Annotated in this window: 16 protein-coding genes; 9 read left to right on the forward strand and 7 right to left on the reverse strand. The window is 74.8% G+C overall.

Annotation, left to right across the window (positions count from 1 at the left end; translation table 11 throughout):
* Window positions 1-45: 45 nt before the first annotated feature.
* From CLV37_RS03800 to CLV37_RS03820, 6 genes are all read right to left on the reverse strand, one after another.
* On the reverse strand, window positions 46-2,973 hold the full coding sequence (locus CLV37_RS03800) for an aminotransferase (RefSeq protein WP_106207043.1): 2,928 nt from the start codon (window positions 2,971-2,973) through the stop codon (window positions 46-48).
* 45 nt (window positions 2,974-3,018) lie between these two features.
* The gene (locus CLV37_RS03805; RefSeq protein WP_106207045.1) at window positions 3,019-3,600 is read right to left on the reverse strand and encodes a TetR/AcrR family transcriptional regulator; all 582 of its coding nucleotides are present in this window, start codon (window positions 3,598-3,600) and stop codon (window positions 3,019-3,021) included.
* 120 nt (window positions 3,601-3,720) lie between these two features.
* Window positions 3,721-5,613 carry an NHL domain-containing thioredoxin family protein gene (locus CLV37_RS03810; RefSeq protein ID WP_106207047.1) on the reverse strand — a complete coding sequence of 631 codons (1,893 nt, stop codon included), beginning with the start codon at window positions 5,611-5,613 and terminating at the stop codon, window positions 3,721-3,723.
* A gap of 34 nt (window positions 5,614-5,647) precedes the next feature.
* A complete protein-coding gene (locus CLV37_RS27380; RefSeq protein WP_170127037.1) occupies window positions 5,648-5,809 on the reverse strand; it encodes a hypothetical protein in 162 nt (53 codons plus the stop codon).
* A gap of 79 nt (window positions 5,810-5,888) precedes the next feature.
* Window positions 5,889-6,509: an FMN-binding negative transcriptional regulator gene (locus tag CLV37_RS03815; RefSeq protein ID WP_106207049.1), complete on the reverse strand. Its 621-nt coding sequence runs from the start codon at window positions 6,507-6,509 to the stop codon at window positions 5,889-5,891.
* The gene (locus CLV37_RS03820) at window positions 6,509-7,480 is read right to left on the reverse strand and encodes a DMT family transporter (RefSeq protein ID WP_425433596.1); all 972 of its coding nucleotides are present in this window, start codon (window positions 7,478-7,480) and stop codon (window positions 6,509-6,511) included. Before CLV37_RS03820 ends, CLV37_RS03815 begins: the two co-directional genes overlap by 1 nt.
* Here CLV37_RS03820 and CLV37_RS03825 point away from each other — a divergent pair.
* On the forward strand, window positions 7,479-8,885 hold the full coding sequence (locus tag CLV37_RS03825) for an aminotransferase-like domain-containing protein (protein WP_106207053.1): 1,407 nt from the start codon (window positions 7,479-7,481) through the stop codon (window positions 8,883-8,885). The two genes, CLV37_RS03820 and CLV37_RS03825, sit on opposite strands and share 2 nt — an antisense overlap.
* 9 nt (window positions 8,886-8,894) lie before the next feature.
* Here the strand turns inward: CLV37_RS03825 and CLV37_RS03830 are convergent, their stop codons facing one another.
* Entirely contained in the window at window positions 8,895-9,818 is a 924-nt protein-coding gene (locus CLV37_RS03830) for a sugar-binding transcriptional regulator (RefSeq protein WP_106207055.1), read from the reverse strand.
* Window positions 9,819-10,032: 214 nt separating this feature from the next.
* Here CLV37_RS03830 and CLV37_RS03835 point away from each other — a divergent pair, with 214 nt between their 5' ends.
* From CLV37_RS03835 to CLV37_RS03870, 8 genes are all read left to right on the forward strand, one after another.
* Window positions 10,033-10,821: a GolD/DthD family dehydrogenase gene (locus CLV37_RS03835; RefSeq protein WP_106207475.1), complete on the forward strand. Its 789-nt coding sequence runs from the start codon at window positions 10,033-10,035 to the stop codon at window positions 10,819-10,821.
* A 214-nt stretch (window positions 10,822-11,035) separates the two neighbouring features.
* Window positions 11,036-12,580, forward strand: coding sequence for a sugar ABC transporter ATP-binding protein (locus CLV37_RS03840; protein WP_106207057.1), 1,545 nt, complete (start codon window positions 11,036-11,038; stop codon window positions 12,578-12,580).
* Window positions 12,580-13,578 carry an ABC transporter permease gene (locus tag CLV37_RS03845; protein ID WP_245885224.1) on the forward strand — a complete coding sequence of 333 codons (999 nt, stop codon included), beginning with the start codon at window positions 12,580-12,582 and terminating at the stop codon, window positions 13,576-13,578. Before CLV37_RS03840 ends, CLV37_RS03845 begins: the two co-directional genes overlap by 1 nt.
* A gap of 69 nt (window positions 13,579-13,647) precedes the next feature.
* Entirely contained in the window at window positions 13,648-14,715 is a 1,068-nt protein-coding gene (locus CLV37_RS03850) for a substrate-binding domain-containing protein (RefSeq protein WP_106207479.1), read from the forward strand.
* Complete coding sequence (locus CLV37_RS03855) at window positions 14,712-15,437, forward strand: GolD/DthD family dehydrogenase (protein WP_106207059.1); 726 nt, start codon at window positions 14,712-14,714, stop codon at window positions 15,435-15,437. Before CLV37_RS03850 ends, CLV37_RS03855 begins: the two co-directional genes overlap by 4 nt.
* Before the next feature lie 68 nt (window positions 15,438-15,505).
* Entirely contained in the window at window positions 15,506-16,546 is a 1,041-nt protein-coding gene (locus tag CLV37_RS03860; RefSeq protein ID WP_106207061.1) for an NAD(P)-dependent alcohol dehydrogenase, read from the forward strand.
* A gap of 21 nt (window positions 16,547-16,567) precedes the next feature.
* A complete protein-coding gene (locus tag CLV37_RS03865; RefSeq protein ID WP_106207063.1) occupies window positions 16,568-17,338 on the forward strand; it encodes an SDR family NAD(P)-dependent oxidoreductase in 771 nt (256 codons plus the stop codon).
* Between the two features lie 122 nt (window positions 17,339-17,460).
* The gene (locus tag CLV37_RS03870) at window positions 17,461-19,428 is read left to right on the forward strand and encodes a TPM domain-containing protein (protein WP_106207065.1); all 1,968 of its coding nucleotides are present in this window, start codon (window positions 17,461-17,463) and stop codon (window positions 19,426-19,428) included.
* Window positions 19,429-19,487: the final 59 nt, after the last annotated feature.

The raw sequence follows: 19,487 nt of genomic DNA on the forward strand, positions 1-19,487 counted from the left end.
ACCGCTCCCGGGCCGGGGACCTGCGCGGTCCTCGGCCCGGTGCGTTCACCAGCCCTCGACGAGGACCCGGTCGAGAGCGTCGACGAAGAAGTCGACCGACTCCCGGGCGATGCACAGCGGGGGTTTGACCTTCAGCACGTTCTGGTGGTCGCCCGTCGGCTGCACCACGACCCCCAGCTCCAGCAGCCGGTCGCAGATCGCGGCGGTCTCGGCGGTGGCCGGTTCCAGCGTTCCCCGGTCCCGGACGAACTCCACCCCCAGGTACAGCCCGTCGCCGTGCACGGCGCCGATCAGCTCGTGCTTCCCGGCGAGCCCGGTCAGTCGCTGCTCCAGGTGCCCCCCGACGACGGCGGCGTTCTCCTGCAGGCGTTCGTCGGCGATGACGTCCAGGACGGTCGAGCCGACCACGCTGGACAGCGGGCTGCCGCCGGTGGAGGAGAAGAAGTACCCCTGGGTGCGGTACCGGTCGGCGACCTCGCGGCGGGTCACGACGGCGCCGAGGGGGAACCCGTTGCCCACCGACTTGGCCACGGCCACGACGTCGGGCACGACGCCCTGCTGCTGGAAACCCCAGAACCAGTGCCCGAGCCGGCCGTAGCCGACCTGCACCTCGTCGGCGACGGCCAGGCCCCCGGCCTCGCGGACCGCGGCGTAGACCTCCCGCAGGTACCCCGGCGGCAGCGCGACCCCCCCGGCGTTGCCGAAGTACGTCTCGGCGACGAAACCGGCCAGGTCGACGCGGGAGGCGAGGTCGCGGATCGTCGCGACGGCCTCGGGGGCGTACCGGTGGGCGTCCTCGCCGCGGTGCCGGCCCCGGTAGGAGTTCGCCGCGTCGACCGTGTGGACCCAGTCGGGCCGGGTGGCGAGCGCGTTCGGGTTGTCCGCGATCGACGTGGAGACGGCGTCGCTGGCGAACGTCCAGCCGTGGTACGCCTCGCGCATCGCCACGACGTGCCGGCGGCCGGTGGCCGCCATCGCGATGCGCAGCGCGAGGTCGACGGCCTCGGACCCGGAGTTCACGAGGAACACGGTGTCGAGCTCGTCGGGCAGGGTCGCGGCGATCTTCTCGGCGAACTCGGCGACGGCCGCGTAGTGGAACCGGGAGTTCGTGTTGAGCAGCCGCAGCTGCCGGTGGGCGGCCTGCTCGATCCGCGGGTGCGCGTGCCCGACCGAGGTGACGTTGTTGACCACGTCCAGGTACACCCGGCCGTCGACGTCGGCGAGGTGCTCGCGCCAGCCGCGCTCGACCTGCGGGGGCTCGGCGTAGTAGTGCTCCTGCACCTCGGCCAGGACCCGCCCGCGCCGGGCCAGCACCTCGGCCGCGGACGTGGGCGGCGCCGCCGGGACCAGCCCGAGCAGCGGCGCGGGGTCGTGGACCTGCGCGAGCCAGCCGGGGGCGTGCCCGGCCCGCACGCGGGCGGGGACGACCAGGGCGGGGTCACGCACGACCTGGACGTGGACGGCCCGGCCGGCGGGGACGGTGGCGAAGGGCCGGCCGGGCTCGGCGCGGGCCGCCCCCTCGACGGCACCGAGCCCGGGCGCGGACAGGCGCAGGACCCCCTCGGCGCCGGTGAGCTCCACGCCGCCGTCGACGGGGCGGACCCCGCCCGCGAACGGGGCGGGGGCCGTGAACGGCTCCCCGGCCCAGAGCGTGACCCCGGTGGGGACCGTGGCGGGTTCCTCGGTGCTCAGGGTGGGCGAGCCGGTGAGGACGGGCACCGCGTGCGGCAGGACGACGACGTCGGCGGTCCCCGCCCGCAGCCGGCGCCGGGCCTCGCGCTCCAGCGTGCCGGGGTCGGTCCAGGCGCCGAGGTCGTTCAGCGGTGAGCGGGTCCCGGCGTCCAGCACGTCGACCCTGGTGCCGGCCGGCAGCAGCGTGCCGGTGAGCGGGGCGGGGGCGGGGCGGGAGCGGCCCAGCGCGTTCCGGACCAGCGCGGTGACCACCGGCAGCGGCAGCTCCACGGCCTGCTCCAGGATGCGCCACTCCCGGTCCAGGCCGTCCTGGGCGTAGGCGTTGGTGGGGTCCAGGACGGCCTGGTCGCGCCCGGACAGGACGAGGACCGCCCCGCGCAGGACCACCAGCGGCCACAGCGCCTCGACCTCCTCCTCGGTCAGCGACCGCACGGCGTCGAAGGCGCGCACCGCGGGCAGGGTGGTGCGCGCGTCGGCTCCGGCATGGTGCAGGACGGAGGAGATCGTCACGGCCAGCTCCCCCACCCGCCAGGAGCGCAGGACGTCGCCGAAGTCGACGATCCCGTCGGGCAGGCGGCCGCCGGGCGCGACGACGACGTTGTCGTCGGTGAGGTCGAAGTGCCCCAGCTGCGCGGGCAGCCGCTCGGCGAGGGGTTCCAGGACCGCGAGCGCCGACGCCGTGGCGGTCAGGACGCGCTCGCGGACGGCGGGGTCGGGTTCGCGGGGGGCCAGCAGTTCGACGACGCGGCGGGCGTGCTGCAGGTCCCACTGCAGGACCCGTTCCCCCGCGGGGTCCTCGACGTGCTCCAGGGCCCCGCTGACCGCCGCGGCCAGCGACCCCAGGCGTTCCACGACGGCCGGCGCCAGGTACCCCGAACCGTGGAGGGTCCGGCCGTGGACGACGGTGAGCAGACGCAGGTGCAGGCGGCCGCGGGAGGTGTCGAACCAGCCGGCCAGGTCGCGGCCGTCGCGGCGCAGGACGTGCCCGACGCGCAGGTCGGGCAGCTCCCGGGCCAGGAGCGCGGCCACCCGGTCCTGCAGGTCGATCTCGGCGGCGCTGAAGGCCGGGTTGCTGATCTTGAGCACGGCCACGGGTTCGTCGTCGTCGAGGTCGTGGGCCGTGAAGTTCTGGTCCTGCTGGCTACCCAGGGACCGCAGCCGCACCCGCAGCCCGAACTCGCGGGCGACGAGGCCGGTGAGCTCGTCGGCGGGCACGTCGGGGGCGGGCAGGGCGGGGGCGGTGAAGAAGTCGAACAGGGCGCCGTCGGCGGTGTCCGGCACGTCAGCTCCGATCGTCGGGGGTGCCGCGGAGTCTAGACTGAAAAATCAGTCAGGATCCACGGGTCGCAGCAACCGCACCGCGAGGTCCGTCAGCAGGCGCACCACCTCCGGCGTCGTGAGCTCGCCGGTCAGCCAGCGGCTGTCCAGGCCCTCCATGAACACCGCGATCTGCACGGCCGCGTCCCAGGGGTCGACGTCGGCGGCCACGTTGCCCGCCGCGTGCGCGTCGCGCACCCCGTCGGCGATGTCCTGCGTCCACGCCAGCGAGGCCGCCGTCATCGCCGCGCGCAGACCCGGTTCGTGGACGGCGCTGGCCCGCAGCTCGTTCCAGGCCCGCGCGTTGTCGACGACGTCGGGCTCGTCGACGAACTCGGCCGCGAACTGCTCCACGAGGCGGTCCAGCGTCCGGGCCGGCTGGGCCCCCGGCCGGCGCCGGAACTCCAGCGCCCGCTGCGTCACGTGGTCCAGGGCCGCCGCGACGAGGGCGTCGCGGTCCTTGAAGTGGTAGTAGATGAGGCTCGTCGCCACCCCGACGCGGGCCGCGACGTCGCTGACCCGCAGCCCGCGGACGCCGTGGTCCGCGATCGCCTGGGCGCTGGCCCGCACGATGTCCTCACGCCTCGACACGTCGTCGACCTCCCGCTGGGCTCACCGCGCCATGATGGCGCAGGCCCCGCGGCCGACCGCCGGACCGCCCCCGCCGGGCGACCGGGCCGCCCCCGGGGGTCCGGACCGTCGACGCGACCCTCAGACCCCGCGCAGGTCCAGCGGCAGCTCGGCGGGGGCACCCTCCACCAGCCGCACGGGGATGCCCCAGTCCTGCTGGTAGAGGTGGCAGGCGGCGAACTCGGGGACCTCGCCGGTCACCGGGTCGCCGTCGCACGCCGCGGCCTGGACGCTGACGTGCAGCACCCCGCCGTCGAAACCCGCGGCGAACCGCAGGGTGCGCGTCAGGCCCTCGGCCGAGCCCGAACCCTCCGCGAGGAGTTCCGGCGGCGTGGCGGCCACGACGAGCCGCGTCGGGTCCCCCCAGCGGTCGTCGAGCTTCTGCCCCGTCGGCGGGGTGAACCCCACGGCGAGCTCCACGGTCCCGGGGGCCAGGTCCGTCGGCGGCCGCTGCACCCGGTGCGCACCGGCGTCCACGCGCAGGGCGGCGGGGACGAGTTCGCGGGTGAGCCGGTGGGCCGCGCTCTCCACGACGACGAGGGTGTCCCCGTCGAGGAGGACGTCGGAGGGTTCGGCGAGGTCGCGCAGCACCGTGGACACCTCACCCGTGGCGGGGTCGAAGCGCCGCACGGCGCCGTTGTACGTGTCGGCCACCAGGACCGATCCGTCGGGTGCGACGGCCAGGCCCAGCGGGTGCTGCAGCAGCGCCCGGTCCGCCGGGCCGTCGCGGAACCCGAAGTCGAACAGCCCCTGCCCGACGTGAGTGCGCACCTCGTACCCGCCCCCCGCGACGGGTTCGACGTTGGCCAGCCGCTCGTCGTGCACCTCGGGCACGGAGCGGTCGGGGGTTCCCGTGCGGCGCAACGACCGCAGCGCCGAGGTCTCGGCGTCGACGAACCAGAGCACCTCGGCCCCGTCGTCCTCGCCGACCGCGAACCCGGACGTCTGCGCGAACCACGCCTGCTCGGCCGCGCCGTCCTTGATGCCCTCGGCCGTCGTGCCGGCCAGGACCCGCACGACGCCGTCGACGGGGTCGAACGCCCACAGCTGGTGCACGCCCGCCATCGCCACGACGACCTGCCCGTCGAACCACGCCACGTCCCACGGCGTCGACAGGTCCTGCTCCAGCGCCGCACCGCCGCCCTCGCGGCGGCGCAGCTGGTTCCCCGTCCCGGCGACGGTGCGCACGGTGCCGTCGGCGAGGGTGATGCCGCGCAGCGCGTGGTTGACGCTGTCGGCCACGACGACGTCGTACCCGACGCGCGCGGCGACCTCGGCCGGCAGCAGCGCCAGGCCCTGGGGTTCGGCGAAGGTGACGGGGGTGAGACCCCGCTCACCCGTCCCGAACCGGCGACGTTCGGTCTCCAGGTCCGGGTCCAGCTCGACGACCTGGTGGTGGGCGGTGTCCGCGACGAGCACCCCGCCGTCGGGCAGGCGGACCGCCCGGGCCGGGAACCGCAGCGCCGAACCGGCCGCCGGCGCGGGCACGTAGGGGCCGCTGCCGCGGTGCAGCGTGCCCTTCGTATCGTGCTCGGCGACGAGTTCGGACACGAGCACGTCCAGGCCGTGGGCGTGCCCCTCCCCCGACATGGACGCCACGACGTACCCCTGCGGGTCGATCACGACGAGGGTGGGCCAGGCCCGGGCGGCGTACGCCTGCCACGTCGCGAGCTCGGGGTCGTCCAGGACGGGGTGGTGCACGCCGTAGCGGTCCACGGCCGCGTCGAGGGTGGCCGGTTCGGCCTCGTGCGCGAACTTCGGCGAGTGCACCCCGATCGTCACGAGGACGTCGGCGAACTTCTCCTCCAGGGGCCGCAGCTCGTCCAGGACGTGCAGGCAGTTGACGCAGCAGCTCGTCCAGAAGTCGAGCAGGACGACCTTGCCGCGCAGGTCGGCCAGGGACACGTCCCCGGCGGTGTTGAGCCAGCGGCGGCCGGTCAGGTGCGGGGCGCGGACGCGGGTACGGGTGCTCACCGCCCCATCCTCCCCGCCCGCCGCGCCCGCCCGCTCAGAGCCCCGGGACGAACCGCAGCGCGGCCTGCCGGTTCGGGTCCTGCGCCGGGCCGAACGGTGGCAAGGGGTCGGGGTCGCGGCTCTCGACGGTGTCCTCCAGCCGCACGGGTTCGGGCAGCTCGCGCCAGCGGGCCCTGGGGTCGGGGCTGTCGGTCACGGACACCTCCTCGTCCTCGGTCCTCGGCGTCGCTGCGCCCACGGTCCCACCCGCCCGTCCTGCGCACCAGCCCCCGCGCTCAGCCCCGGACCGGGCACCCCGGGTGGACGGCCCGCATCTCCGCGGCCAGGTCGGGGTTCACCGGTTCGAGCTCGCGCACGACGTTCGCGACGGTCGTGGCGGGTTTCGTCTGGCTCAGCTTCCAGCGCGCCTCGAACCGGGTGACGCGCAGCCGCAGACCCCGCGTGCCGCGGGCGGTGCGCCGGGTCCCCTCCTCGTCCTCCAGCAGGGACCGGCCTCCCTCGCGGCCGCGTTCGAAGTGGTCCGTGAGGTGGCACAGCATCCGGTAGTTCTCCTCCTCGTCCAGGACCTCGGGGGTCCCGTACAGGTGGGCCGTGACGTGGTTCCAGGTCGGGACGAGTTCCCCGGCCGGGTACCAGCTCGGGGAGACGTAGTCGTGGGCCCCGGCCACGACGACGAGGACCTCGTGCCGCCCGAGCTCGTGGTACTCGTCGTCGGGCCGCCCGAAGTGGCTGACGAGGGTGAGCCCGTCGGGGTCGGCCGGGTCCAGGACGACGGGGTAGTGCGAGGCCACCAGGCCCTGCGACGTCGCGGAGACGAACGTCGCCCACGGGTGCCCGGCGACGAGCCGGCGCACCTCGGTCACATCGTCGAGGCGGTAGTGGGGTGAGCGCAGCATCAGCGGTTCTCCTCCGGGTTCCGGTTCTGGTTCTGGTTCTGCCCGGAGCGGTTCCGGACGGTGAGGGCGGCGCAGCCGACGACGACGAGGGCGCCGACGACGACGGACCACGACAGCGGTTCGCGCAGGAACAGCAGGGCCCAGGCGATCGTCAGGACGGGTTGCACGAGCTGCACCTGGCTGACGCGGGCCATCGGCCCGATCGCCAGGCCTCGGTACCAGGCGAAGAACCCCAGGTACATGCTCACGACCGCCAGGTAGCCGAACGCCAGCCACTGCCCGGCGCTGGCGTGCGGGGGTTCGGCGGCGGCCGAGACGGCGCTCAGCGCGAGCACCACGGGCAGCGCCACCACCAGGGCCCACGAGACCGTCTGCCACGCACCGAGTTCGCGGGCGAGCAGACCACCCTCGGCGTACCCGACGGCGGCCGCGACGACGGCGCCGACGAGCAGCAGGTCGCTGCCGCGGACGTCGCCGAACCCCGAGGGCCCGGTGGTGGCGAACCCGACGGCGGCGACGGCTCCGGCCGCGGCGAACCCCCAGAACCGCCGGCCGGGGCGTTCCCCCGTGCGCAGGACGGCGGCGAGCGCGGTGGCGGCGGGCAGGACCGCGATGACGACGGCGCCGTGCGCGGCGGGCACGGTGCGCAGCGCGTACGACGTCAGCAGCGGGAAACCCAGGACGATCCCGGCGGCGACCACGCCCAGGCGCACGAGCTGGGCCCGGGTCGGCCGGCGCTGGCGGGTCAGGCGCAGGGCGACGGCGGCCAGCAGCGCGGCCACCACGGCCCGGCCCGCCCCGATGAACAGCGGGGACAGCCCGACCACGGCCACCCGGGTCAGGACCACGGTGAACGAGAAGGCGAGGACGCCGAGCAGACCCCACCCGAGCCCGGCGCGGCCGGCCGGTGACACCGGGGCACCCGGTAACACCGGGGCACCCTGGTGAGTAACGCTACTGTTGCTAGCCATGGACGAGGGTAGCAGCGACCGCATCGTCGCGAGCCTGCGAGCGTGGATCGCCACCGTGCCCGCCGGCACCCGGGTGCCCTCCAACCGGGCCCTGTGCGCCCGGCACGCCGCCAGCCCGGTGACGGTGCAGAAGGCGGTACGCACCCTGACGACCCTGGGGCTCGTCGAGAGCCGTCCCGGCGTGGGGACGTTCGTGCGCGCCGAGCGCACCCCCCGCCTCGTCGACCACTCCTGGCAGAGCGCCACGCTGGGTTCGCGCAGCACCCCGCTGGGCACGGCATCCGCCCAGCGGGCCGTGAACCCCGACGCGGTCGCCCTGCACTCCGGCTACCCCGCCCCCGAACTGCTGCCCGAACGCCTCGTGCGCGCGGCGCTGGCCCGCGCGACCCGCGGCGCGGCCGCGGTGTCCCGCTCCCCCGCCGGCGGCGAGCCGGGTCTGCAGGCCTGGTTCGCGGGCGAACTCGCCCGGCACACCCCGCCCGGCGTCCAGCCGCCGGGGGCGCGCGACGTGCTCGTCGTCCCGGGCAGCCAGAGCGCGCTCAGCTCCGTGTTCCGCGCCGTCGTCGGCCCGGGCCGGCCGCTGCTGGTGGAGTCCCCGACGTACTGGGGGGCGATCCTGGCCGCGGCCCAGGTGGGGGTGGAACTCGTCCCCGTGCCGGTGGGTGCCGACGGCCCGGACCCCGACGCCCTCGACCAGGCGTTCCGCAGCACCGGGGCCCGCGCGTTCTACGCCCAGCCGACGTACGCCAACCCCACCGGGACGCAGTGGACGCCCGAGCTGGGGCAGGCCGTCCTCGACGTCGTCCGGCGCCACCAGGCGTTCTGCGTCGAGGACGACTGGGCGCACGACCTGGCGATCGACACCGACCCGCACCCGCTGGCCGCCCACGACGACGCCGGGCACGTCGTGCACCTGCGGTCCCTGACCAAGAGCGTGTCGCCGGCCCTGCGGGTCGCGGCGATCGTCGCGCGCGGCCCCGTGCGCGAGCGGATCGGCGCCGACCGGGCCGCGGAGACGATGTACGTCAGCGGTCTGCTGCAGGCCGCGGCGCTCGACGTCGTGAGCCAGCCCGCCTGGCGGGCGCACCTGCGCCGCACCCGGACCCAGCTGCGGGCCCGGCGCGACCTGCTGGTGGCCGCCGTGCGCGAGCACCTGCCGGCGGCCGTCCTGGACCGGGTGCCCGCCGGGGGCCTGAACCTGTGGTTGCGCCTGCCCGACGGGACGGACACCGCGGCGCTGGTGCGCGCCTGCGAGGTGCGCGGCGTCGTCATCGCCGACGGCGCCGAGTGGTTCCCCGCCGAACCGTCCGGGGCGTTCGTCCGGCTGAACTACTCCGGGCCCGACCCCGAGCGGTTCCCCGGCGCCGTGCGGGTCGTGGCCGAGGCGCTGACCGCCACCCGGTAGGTCACGGTCTCAGGGCGCGCGGCGCAGCAGCCGCCGGGCCAGGTGCACGTCGGTCACGAGGGAGTTCAGCAGACCCGCCCGCAGCAGCGCGTGCACGGCGGTCGTCTTCCCCCGCCCGCCCCCCACGCCGATCACGTCGGGCACGGCGCGCAGCTGGGACTCGGTGATCGCCACCCGGCGCGCGTCGAGCCCCAGGATCCGACGGCCCTCGGCGTCCACCAGGAGAGCGCCGGTCTCGGCCACGACGCCGGTCGCGGCCAGCCGCGCGAACTCCTCCTCGCCGATGAGCGCCGGGATCTGCGAGAGCTCCTGGGACCAGGCGCCGATGGCGACGACCGCCTTGGTCACCCGCGCGTAGGCCGCGAAGGTCGGGCGGAAGGCGCGGTGGGTGCGCATGGCCTCGGCGGTGCGCGCGTCGGCGACGACGATGGGCGCGAACAGCGAGAAGACCCGCCCGCCGCTGGCCTCGCTCACGACGCGGGTGATGTCGGTGGCGGTGTCGCCCAGCTGCCCGCCCATGCCGGTGATCTGCACGACGTCGCAGCCGGCGATGCCGGCCAGGTGCCCGGTCATCTCCCGCAGCGTGCGGCCGCAGTCGATGCCCAGCACGTCGTCGGCGGTCACGATCTCGCGCAGCAGGTCACCGGCGACCTGCCCGAGGGGTTCGCGCACCCGCGTCTCGTCGGCGGTCTGGACGGCCAGGGCCCGGCGCAGCCCGTAGCGGGTGCGCAGCTCCTCGGACAGCTCGAAGTCGATGCCCGCAGGGGCGCGGACCTCGACGCGCACGATGCCCGCCTCGCGCGCGGCCTGCAGGATGCGGCCCACCTTGAACCGGGACAGCCCGCGCTCGGCGGCGATGTCGATGCGCGAGACGCCGTCGACGTGGTGACGGCGCGCGATGGCCACCAGCTCGGTCAGCTCCTCCGGGCCCATCCGGCCATGAAAGCGGACGGCGGCTCACGTGCGCACACCCGGTGCTCACGTGAGCAGCGCGGTTGACCCGGCGCGCGGCGGCGCCGAACATTCCGCCGGGGTCGCAGCGCCGGGTCCTCGCCGTCGAGACCGGGCGGTGCGCACGGGTTCCAGAGCCGGGACCTGCCCGCGCACGACCGCGCACCCCGACCCGCACCCCGACCAGGAGGACGCCGTGAGCACCGAGACGAGCACCGAACCCACCGACGAGGCCGTCGACCTGTCCTTCCGCCTCGACGGGCGCACCGCCCTCATCACCGGCGGCGCCTCCGGCATCGGCAGCGCCATCGCCGGGGCGTTCGCCGAGGCCGGCGCCCGGGTCGTCGTGGTCGACCTGAACGCCGAGGCCGCCCGGGCGCGGGCCGAGGCGCTGCCCCGCTCCAGCGCCGGCGAGCACCTGGCCCTGGCCGGGAACGTCGCCGACCCCGCCTCGGTCGCCGAGTTCGCGGCGGCCGCCGGCTCCGTCGACGTGCTGGTCACCTGCGCCGGCATCGTCGACCTGGCCCCGGCCGAGGAGCTGGACCCCGCGGTGTTCACCCGCACGCTGGCCATCAACCTCACCGGCACGTTCCTCACCGCCCAGGCCGTCGGGCGCGGGATGCTCGAGCGCGGCCGCGGGAAGGTCATCACCATGGCCTCCCAGGCCGCCACCGTAGCCCTCGACGGTCACGCCGCCTACTGCGCCTCCAAGGCCGGGGTCGTCGGCCTCACCAAGGTCCTGGCCTCGGAGTGGGCCGGGCGCGGGGTGACCGCGAACTCCATCTCTCCGACCGTCGTCCTGACCGACCTGGGCCGCAAGGCGTGGGAGGGACCCAAGGGCGAGGCCGCCAAGGCGCAGATCCCCACGGGCCGCTTCGCGCTGCCGCGCGAGATCGCCGGGGCGGCGCTGTTCCTGGCCTCCGGGGCCTCGGACATGGTCAACGGCGCCGACCTCGTCGTCGACGGCGGGTACACGATCCGCTGATCCACCGGCCCGTTGCTCACGTGAGCAGCCTGATTGACACCTGAGCGCGGTCCCGGAAACCTGGCCACCCGGTGCACGGCAGCACCGCCCCCCGTTCTCCCGCTCTCGACTGGAGCACCCCCATGACCCGTGCGGTCCGGCGGGTCGCCGCGGACACCCCCGGCGACCCGCGCCCCGAACCCCGCCCCCGCTGCACCCCGGACGGTGGGGCCGCGTGAGCACGCAGACCACCACCGCCGTCCTGGAGTGCCGGGACCTGCGCAAGTCCTTCGGCGGCGTCCCCGTCCTCAAGGGCGTCTCCCTGCGCCTGGAACTGGGGACCGTCACCGCGCTGGCCGGCGAGAACGGCGCCGGAAAGTCCACCATGATGAAGATCGCCGCCGGTCAGTACCGCGCCGACGAGGGGTCGGTGCTGGTCCAGGGCGAGGAACTCGCCGCGGGCAGCATCCGCGACTCCCACCGCCTCGGCGTCGCGATCGTGCCGCAGGAACTGGCCTCCATCGCGCACATGACGGTCTACGAGAACCTGTTCGTGGGCCGCGAGCTGAAGACCCGCCTCGGCACGCTGGACCGCCGCCGGATGGCCGCGGAGGCCGGCCGGATGCTGGAGGTGTTCGGCGTCGCCATCGACCCCGGCGCCCGGATGGGCACCCTGCCCGTGGGGTTGCAGCAGATCGTCGAGATCGTCAAGAACTCCTCGCGCGGCGCCCAGGTCGTGCTGCTCGACGAACCCTCCTCGGCGATCAGCGAACGCGAGGTCGAGGGCCTGTACCGGGTCGTGCGGCAACTGCGCGACCAGGGGGTGGCCATCATGTTCACCACCCACAAGATGGCCGAGATCCGCGACCTGGCCGACCGGGTCGTCGTGCTGCGCGACGGTGGCCTCGTCCTGGACGAGGCCATGACCGACGTGTCCGACGACGACATCGTCACCGCCATGATCGGCCGGGAGCTGGAGGACCTGTTCCCGCCCGTGCGGACCGTGCCCACCGACGCCGACGTCGTCCTCACTGTGCAGGGCCTCGCCGTCACCGGGCAGCCGGGGACGGTGGACCTGCAGGTGCGGCGAGGGGAGATCCTCGGTCTGGCCGGGCTCGTCGGAGCCGGGCGCACCGAACTGCTGGAGGGGATCTTCGGGGTCCGGCCCACCACCGCCGGGCGGATCACCGTCGCCGGCCGCGACGTGCGGCGCAAGAACCCCGCCGCCGCCATCACCGCCGGGATGGCGCTGGTCCCCGAGGACCGCAAGCACGCCGGGGCTGTCATGGGGTTGTCCGTGCTGGACAACGGGACCCTGCCGCGGCTGAGGAACTTCTCCGTCGCCGGCTGGCTCAAGGGCGCCTCCCGCACCCGCGCCGTGGGCCAGGCCATGGAGTCGGTCCGGCTGCGCAGCCGCGGGCTGTCCCAGGACGTCGGCACCCTGTCCGGCGGGAACCAGCAGAAGGTCGTCCTGGCCCGCTGGCTCACCGAGCACGTCGACGTGCTGCTGCTGGACGAACCCACCCGCGGCGTCGACGTCGGGGCCCGCTCGGAGATCTACCGCATCATCGCCGACCTCGCCTCGGCCGGGATGGCCGTCGTCATGGCCTCCTCGGACATGACCGAGGTCCTGGGCCTGTCGCACCGGGCCCTGGTCCTGCGCGACGGCGGGGTCGTCGGCGAACTGGACCGCGACGAGCTCGACGACCCCGGCGTGCAGGAACTCATCTTCCGGCTCAGCTCGGGCCTGTCCCCCCGCACCGACACGAAGGACGCCTGATGGCCACCACCCAGCTCGACACCACCGCGGTCCCCGCCCAGCGGCGGCGGTTCTCCCGGGAGTGGATCGTCGCCCAGCTCATCCGCCGCGCGATGCTCATCGTGATGCTGCTGGTCATCGCGTTCTTCTCCTACCGCTCCCTGCGGTTCTCCTCCCCCGAGAACCTGCAGAACATCCTCATCGCCGCCGCCCCGTTCGCCCTCATCGCCCTCGGGCAGACGCTGGTCATCCTCACCGGCGGCATCGACCTGTCCGTCGGCTCGGTCATCGCCGTGGCCGCCATGACGTCGGCCGCGGTGGCCAAGGCGAACCCCGGGCAGGTATGGCTGACCGTCCTGTCCGCCCTCGTGGTCGGCCTGCTGGCCGGGACCGTCAACGGGATCCTCGTGTCCCGGGTGGACGTCCCGCCGTTCATCGCCACCCTCGGCATGCTCACCGCGGGCTCGGGGGTCGCCTACGTCATCGGCGGCGGCGCCCCGATCAACGGGCTGCCGGCGGAGTTCGGTTCCATCGCCAACACCAAGGTGCTGGGCCTGCAGATCCCCGTCATCGTCATGATCGTCGGCATCGTCGCGCTGGGGATCGTCATGCGCCGCACCAGCTACGGCATGCGCGTCTACGCCGTCGGCGGCAACCGGGTCGCCGCCGAGATCGCCGGCGTCAACGCCCGGCGCACCCTGTTCAGCGTCTACGCCCTGTCGGGGGTGCTGGCCGGGCTGTCGGGCGTCATGCTCGCCTCCCGCGTCATCTCCGGCCCCCCGAACCTGGGCCAGGGCTACGAACTGGACGCCATCGCCGCCGTCGTCATCGGCGGCGCGTCCCTCATGGGCGGACGCGGCACGGTCTGGGGCACCGCCCTGGGCCTGCTGCTCATCCAGACCCTCAACAACGGCCTGGACCTGCTGCTGGTCCCCACCTACTGGCAGGACGTCATCAAGGGCGTCCTGATCGTCGCCGCCGTCGCCGTCGACGTGTGGTCCACCAAGCGCCGCGCCTGACCCGCCGCCCACCCGCACCAGAACGCCACCCGAACCCCGAGGAGCTCCACCGTGTCCACGAACCCCGCCCTGAACCGCCGCACGCTGCTCAGCGCCTCCTTCGGGATCGGCGCCCTGTCCCTGGCCCTGGCCGCCTGCGGGGCCGGCGACCCCACCGCGAACAAGGGTTCCGGTGACGACGCCTCCGGCGGCGCGAAGAAGCTGCGCATCGGCGTCAGCGTGTACGACATGAGTTCGTTCATCACCGCCGGCAAGGAGGGCATGGACGCCTACGCCAAGGCCAAGGGGATCGAACTGCTCTGGAACTCGGCTAGCCTGGACGTCAACACCCAGGCCTCCCAGGTCGACCAGTACGTCAACGCCGGCGTGGACGCCATCATCGTCGTCCCCGTCCAGGCCGACTCCCTGCAGCCGCAGGTCGCCGCGGCCAAGGCCGCCGGGATCCCCCTCGTGCCGGTCAACGCCGAACTGAACTCCACCGACATCTCCGGCAACGTCCAGCCCGACGACGTCGCCGCCGGTGCCGCGGAGATGCAGATGATGGCCGACACCCTCGGCGGCAAGGGCGGCATCGTCGTCCTGCAGGGCCCGCTGGGCCAGTCCGGGGAGCTGAACCGCACCAAGGGCATCAAGCAGGTCCTGGCGAAGTACCCGGACATCGAGGTGCTCGCCATGGACACCGCGAACTGGAAGCGCGACGAGGCCGTCAACAAGGTCAAGAACTGGATCTCCGCCTTCGGCGACCGGATCAGTGGTGTGGTCTCGGAGAACGACGACATGGGCCTCGGCGCGCTGCAGGCCCTCAAGGAGGCCGGCAAGACCATCCCGATCGTCGGCATCGACGGCATCGAGGACGGCCTGAACGCCGTCAAGAGCGGGGAGTTCATCGGGACGATGCTGCAGAACGGCACCGTCGAACTGTCCGCCGGGCTGGCCGTCGCCGCGGCCATCGCCTCCGGGACCGAGGTGAACACCAAGCCCGTCTACAACATGCCCAAGATCACCAAGGAGAACGTCGACGTCGCCATCCAGCACGTCGTCACCGACCGCGCCGCGTTCCTGGCCAAGCTGCCGGACCTTACGGAGAAGAACCTCGCCTCCGGCGACATCGCGAACGAGGGGATCCCGGGGCAGTGACGACCCCGTCCGCCCGCGTCGCCCTCGTCACCGGGGGCGCCGGGGGCATCGGCGCCGCCGTCGTCGCGGCGTTCGAGGCCGAGGGCACCGCCGTCGCGGTCCTGGACCGCGACGAGCGGGCCCTGGCCGGGGCGGGCGGGCAGTTCCACGTCACGGCCGACGTCACCGACCCCGCGTCGGTGGCCTCGGCCGTGGACCGGGTCTTCCAGCGGGCCGGGCGCCTCGACGTCCTCGTCAACTGCGCGGGGATCGCCACCATCGCCCCGGCACTGGACATCGACCTCGCCGGCTGGTCCAGCACCGTGGCGGTCAACCTCACGGGCAGCTTCGTCGTCGCCCAGGCCGTCGCGCGCCACCTCGCCGCGCACGGCGGGGGCCGCGTCGTGACGATCGCCTCGCAGGCCGCGATCGTCGGCCTGCCGGGCCACGTCGCCTACGCGGCCTCCAAGGCCGGCCTGCTGGGCATGACCCGGACCCTGGCGCTGGAGTGGGGCCCGCTGGGCATCACCGTGAACACGGTCTCGCCCACCGTCGTCCTCACCCCCCTGGCCCGGCCCAACTGGGACAACCCCGCCGGGGACGCGCTGCGGGCGCAGATCCCCGTCGGGCGCTTCGCCGAACCCGAGGAGGTCGCCGCCGCGGTGCTGTACCTGGCGAGCCCGGCCGCGGCGATGGTCAACGGCCACGACCTCGTCGTCGACGGCGGGTACACGGTCCGCTGAACCACCCCGCCCGCCGGGCGGGCACTCTTGTCCCAGCACCAGCCAGAGCGCACCGAGGAGAGTCGCAGATGACCACCGGAACGATCCCGACGACCATGCGGGCCAGCGTCCTGCTCAAGCAGGGCGTCATCGAGATGCAGGAACGTCCCGTGCCCACCCCCGGCGACGGCGAGGTGCTCGTGCGGGTCGCCTCCGTGGGCGTCTGCGGCTCCGACGTCCACTACTACAAGCACGGGCGCATCGGCGACATGGTCGTCACCGCCCCGATCGTCCTGGGCCACGAGGTCTCCGGCACGGTCGTCGGCGTCGGCCGCGGGGTGAGCGAGGACCGCGTCGGCGACCGCGTCGCCATCGACCCGCAGGTCCCGTGCCGGCAGTGCCGGCAGTGCAAGACCGGCCGCTCGAACCTGTGCCCGTTCATGGAGTTCTACGCGACCCCGCCCTTCGACGGGACGTTCTGCGACTACGTGACCGCCCCCGCCGACCAGGCGTACACCGTGCCCGACAGCCTGTCCGACGAGTCCGCCGCGCTGCTCGAACCCCTCTCGGTCGGGCTGTGGGCCGCCCACAAGGCCGACGTCGGCCCGGGCGACCAGGTGCTCATCGCCGGCGCCGGGCCCATCGGGGCCATGTGCGCGCAGGCCGTGCGCGCCCGCGGCGCGACCGACGTCGTCGTCACCGACTTCGTCGACTCCCGTCGTGAGCGGATCACCTCCTTCGGGGCCACCCGCGCGCTGCACCCGGTCCAGGACGCGGACGAGATCGCCGCGATCCGCGCCGACGCGTTCATCGACTGCTCCGGGGCCACGCCCGCCGTGCTGTCGGGCATCGCCTCCACCCGCGGCGGCGGGACCGTCGTCCTCGTCGGCCTGGGCGCGGAGGAGATGCCGATCCCCGTGCAGCTCATCGCGACCCGCGAGATCAACCTCACCGGGGTGTTCCGCTACATCGACACCTGGCCGCGGGGCATCGCGCTCACCTCCGCCGGGACGGTCCACCTCGACGACATGGTGACCGCCCGGTACCCGCTCGAGCAGGTCGAGGACGCGCTCAACGCCGACTCCGACCCGTTGAGCATGAAGGCCGTCGTCGTCGTCAACCCCGCCTGAAACTCCCCCGGAAGGAAACCAGTGACCGTCCTGGACAAGTTCTCCCTCGAGGGCCGCGTCGCCCTCGTCACCGGCGGCTACAAGGGCCTTGGGCGCGGTTTCGCCCAGGCCCTCGCCGAAGCCGGGGCCGACGTGGCCGTCGCCGCCCGCGACGAGCAGGCCTCGGTCGCCGCGGCCGCCGAGATCGCGGACTCCACCGGCCGCAGGACCCTGGGCCTGCGGATGGACGTCACCTCCCGCCCCGAGGTGGAGGCCGCGATCGCCCGCGTCACCGAGACCTTCGGGCGCTTCGACGTCCTCGTGAACAACGCCGGCACGTGCGTGCACCGGCCCGCGCTGGAGGTGACCGACGAGGAGTACGACGACGTCATCACCACCAACGTCAAGGGGGTGTGGCTGCCCAGCACCGTGGCGGCGCGGTGGATGGCCGAGCACGGCGGCGGGAACATCGTCAACATCGGCTCCATCAGCGCCCAGATCGTCAACCGGCCGCAGCTGCAGCCGGTCTACAACGCCTCCAAGGCGGCCGTGCACCAGCTGACGAAGTCGCTGGCCGCGGAGTGGGCGCCGTTGGGCATCCGGGTCAACGCCATCGCGCCGGGCTACGTCAAGACGGAGATGGCCCCCGTGGACCGGCCCGAGTTCCGCCGCATGTGGATCGAGGACGCCCCCATGCAGCGGTACTCCACGCCCGAGGAGATCGCCGCGACGGTGGTCTACCTCGCCTCGGACGCCTCCAGCTTCTCCACCGGCGCCGTCGTGGTGACTGACGGCGGGTACACGCTGTTCTGAGCCCCGGCGGCCGGCGGGAGCCCGGTTTCCAGCGGGACCGTTGACGCATCGGTACGAACCTTCGGTACCGGTGCGTCAACGGTCCGGTCGCCCCGTCGACCCGGTGCGCCAGACTGGGCCCCGTGCAGCGACTCGCCCGCCTCCTCCTCGCCGGCGCGCTGGCCACCGGCTCCCTGCTCACCACCGCCGGCGCGGCGGACGCGGTGGAGCCCTTCCGGCTGGGCGGGCAGGTCACCGACCGGGTCGGCGCCCTCGACGGGCACGAGCAGGAGGTCACGGCAGCGCTCGACGGGCTGCGGACGGACACCGGCGTCCAGCTGTGGGTCGTCTACGTCGACACCTTCGACGGACAGGACGGCCGGGCGTGGGCCGACGCGACGGCGCAGGCGTCCGGGCTGGGCCAGGACGACGTGCTGCTCGCCGTCGCCACGCAGGACCGCGCCTACGGCTACTCCGTCGACGACGGGTTCCGCCTCGACGCCGGGCAGGTCGACGAGGTCGCGCGCGACACCGAGACCGAACTGGCCTCCGACGACTGGCCGGGGGCCGTGGTCGCGGGGGCGCGCTCGATCGAGGACGAGCTGACCCCCTCGCACACGATCTGGTGGGTCGTCGGGGCCCTCGCCGTCCTCGGCGGCCTCGTGATCGTCGCGGTGTCCCTCGTCCACCGGCACCGCACCCGTCCTGAGGCCGTGGGCCCCACCCCGGAGTTCGCCGGCCGGCCCACCGCGGAGCTGCGCACCCTGGCCGACACCCTGCTCGTCCAGGCCGACGACGCCGTCCGCTCCGCGGGCCAGGAGCTCGAGTTCGCCGTCGCCGAGTTCGGCCCGGACCGGACCGGGGGGTTCGCCACCGTCCTGGGCCGCGCCCGCGAGGCGCTGCAGCAGGCGTTCGCGGCCCGCCAGTCGCTCGACGACGAGGTCCCCGAGACCGAGACCGACCGGCGCCGCGTCCTGGCCGAGGTGATCGAGGCCTGCCGCACGACCGGCACGACCCTGGACGAGGCCGCGCACGCCGTCGACGAGCTGCGCGACCTCGTCCGGCGCGCCCCCGGCGTCCTCGACGGGATCGAGGCGCGGCTGCTCGGTCTGCGGGCCGGGGTCGAACCGTCCCGGGCGCTGCTGAGCCGCCTGCGCACCGAGTTCGGCGAGACCGCCGTGGCGTCGGTCGCCGACGCCGTCGGGCAGGCCCGCGACCGGATCGGGACCGCCGAGACGTCCTGCGCCGCGGCCCGCTCCGCGCTGGGCGACCCGACGCGCTCGGGCGAGGTGGTCGACGCCGTCCGCACCGCGGAGGCCGCCGCGGCCCAGGCGGAGCAGCTCCTGGCCGGGGTGTCGCGGACCGAGGCGGACCTGCGGCGGGCCGTGGTGGAGGTGCCGGTGGCGACCGCCCGCCTGCGGGCCGCCGCGAGCGCCGGGGTCGCCGGTTCCGAGGCCGTGCCCGCGGGCGGGTTCGCCGCCGCGGCCGCCGCCGCGCAGGCCGTCGCCGACCAGGCCGGGACCACCGCGGGCACCGACCCGCTCGGCACCCTGCACCGCCTCGTGGAGGCCGAACGGGTGCTGGACGCGGCCCGCGACCGCGCCGAGGAGGCCGTCGAGGCCCGCCGCTCGGCACGGGCCGCGCTGGACCAGGCGCTGGTCGCGGCCCGCGCCGAGGTCGCCGCGGCGGACGACTTCATCGGCGCGCGCCGCGGAGCGGTCGGGTCCAGCGCCCGGACCCACCTCGGTGAGGCCCGGCGCCACCTGGAGCAGGCCGTGGCGCTGGCGGGGCAGGACCCGGCCGCCGCCCTGGAGCACGCCCGGCAGGCCGACGCCCTGGCCGAGCGGGCCTCGGCCTCGGCCCGGGCCGACGTCTCGTCCTGGCAGACGCAGCAGACGTCGCGGACGGGGTCCGGCGACGACCTGGGCGCGGTGCTGGGCGGGATCCTGTGGGGCGCGGGGACGTCGTCGTCCCGGCGGCGGTCCGGGTGGAGCGGCGGTGGGTTCGGCGGTGGGTTCGGCGGGTCCACCCACCGCAGCTCCCCGCGTCCCTCCTCGTCGCGCCGGTCCTCCGGGGGTGGGGGACGGCGCGGTTCCGGGGGCCGGTTCTGAGCCTGTCCCGCCACCCTCGACCGGTTCCCGGTGGGTGCGGGAGGATCACGGGGGAAGCA

It is taken from the genome of Kineococcus rhizosphaerae (genome assembly GCF_003002055.1).
Taxonomy (GTDB): Bacteria; Actinomycetota; Actinomycetes; order Actinomycetales; family Kineococcaceae; genus Kineococcus; species Kineococcus rhizosphaerae.

Coding starts and splice junctions, on each gene's coding strand:
- CLV37_RS03860 (WP_106207061.1), top strand. CDS start 15,506: ATGACCACCGGAACGATCCCGACGACCATGCGGGCCAGCGTCCTGCTC.
- CLV37_RS03830 (WP_106207055.1), bottom strand. CDS start 9,818: ATGGGCCCGGAGGAGCTGACCGAGCTGGTGGCCATCGCGCGCCGTCAC.
- CLV37_RS03825 (WP_106207053.1), top strand. CDS start 7,479: ATGGACGAGGGTAGCAGCGACCGCATCGTCGCGAGCCTGCGAGCGTGG.
- CLV37_RS03815 (WP_106207049.1), bottom strand. CDS start 6,509: ATGCTGCGCTCACCCCACTACCGCCTCGACGATGTGACCGAGGTGCGC.
- CLV37_RS03845 (WP_245885224.1), top strand. CDS start 12,580: ATGGCCACCACCCAGCTCGACACCACCGCGGTCCCCGCCCAGCGGCGG.
- CLV37_RS03820 (WP_425433596.1), bottom strand. CDS start 7,480: ATGGCTAGCAACAGTAGCGTTACTCACCAGGGTGCCCCGGTGTTACCG.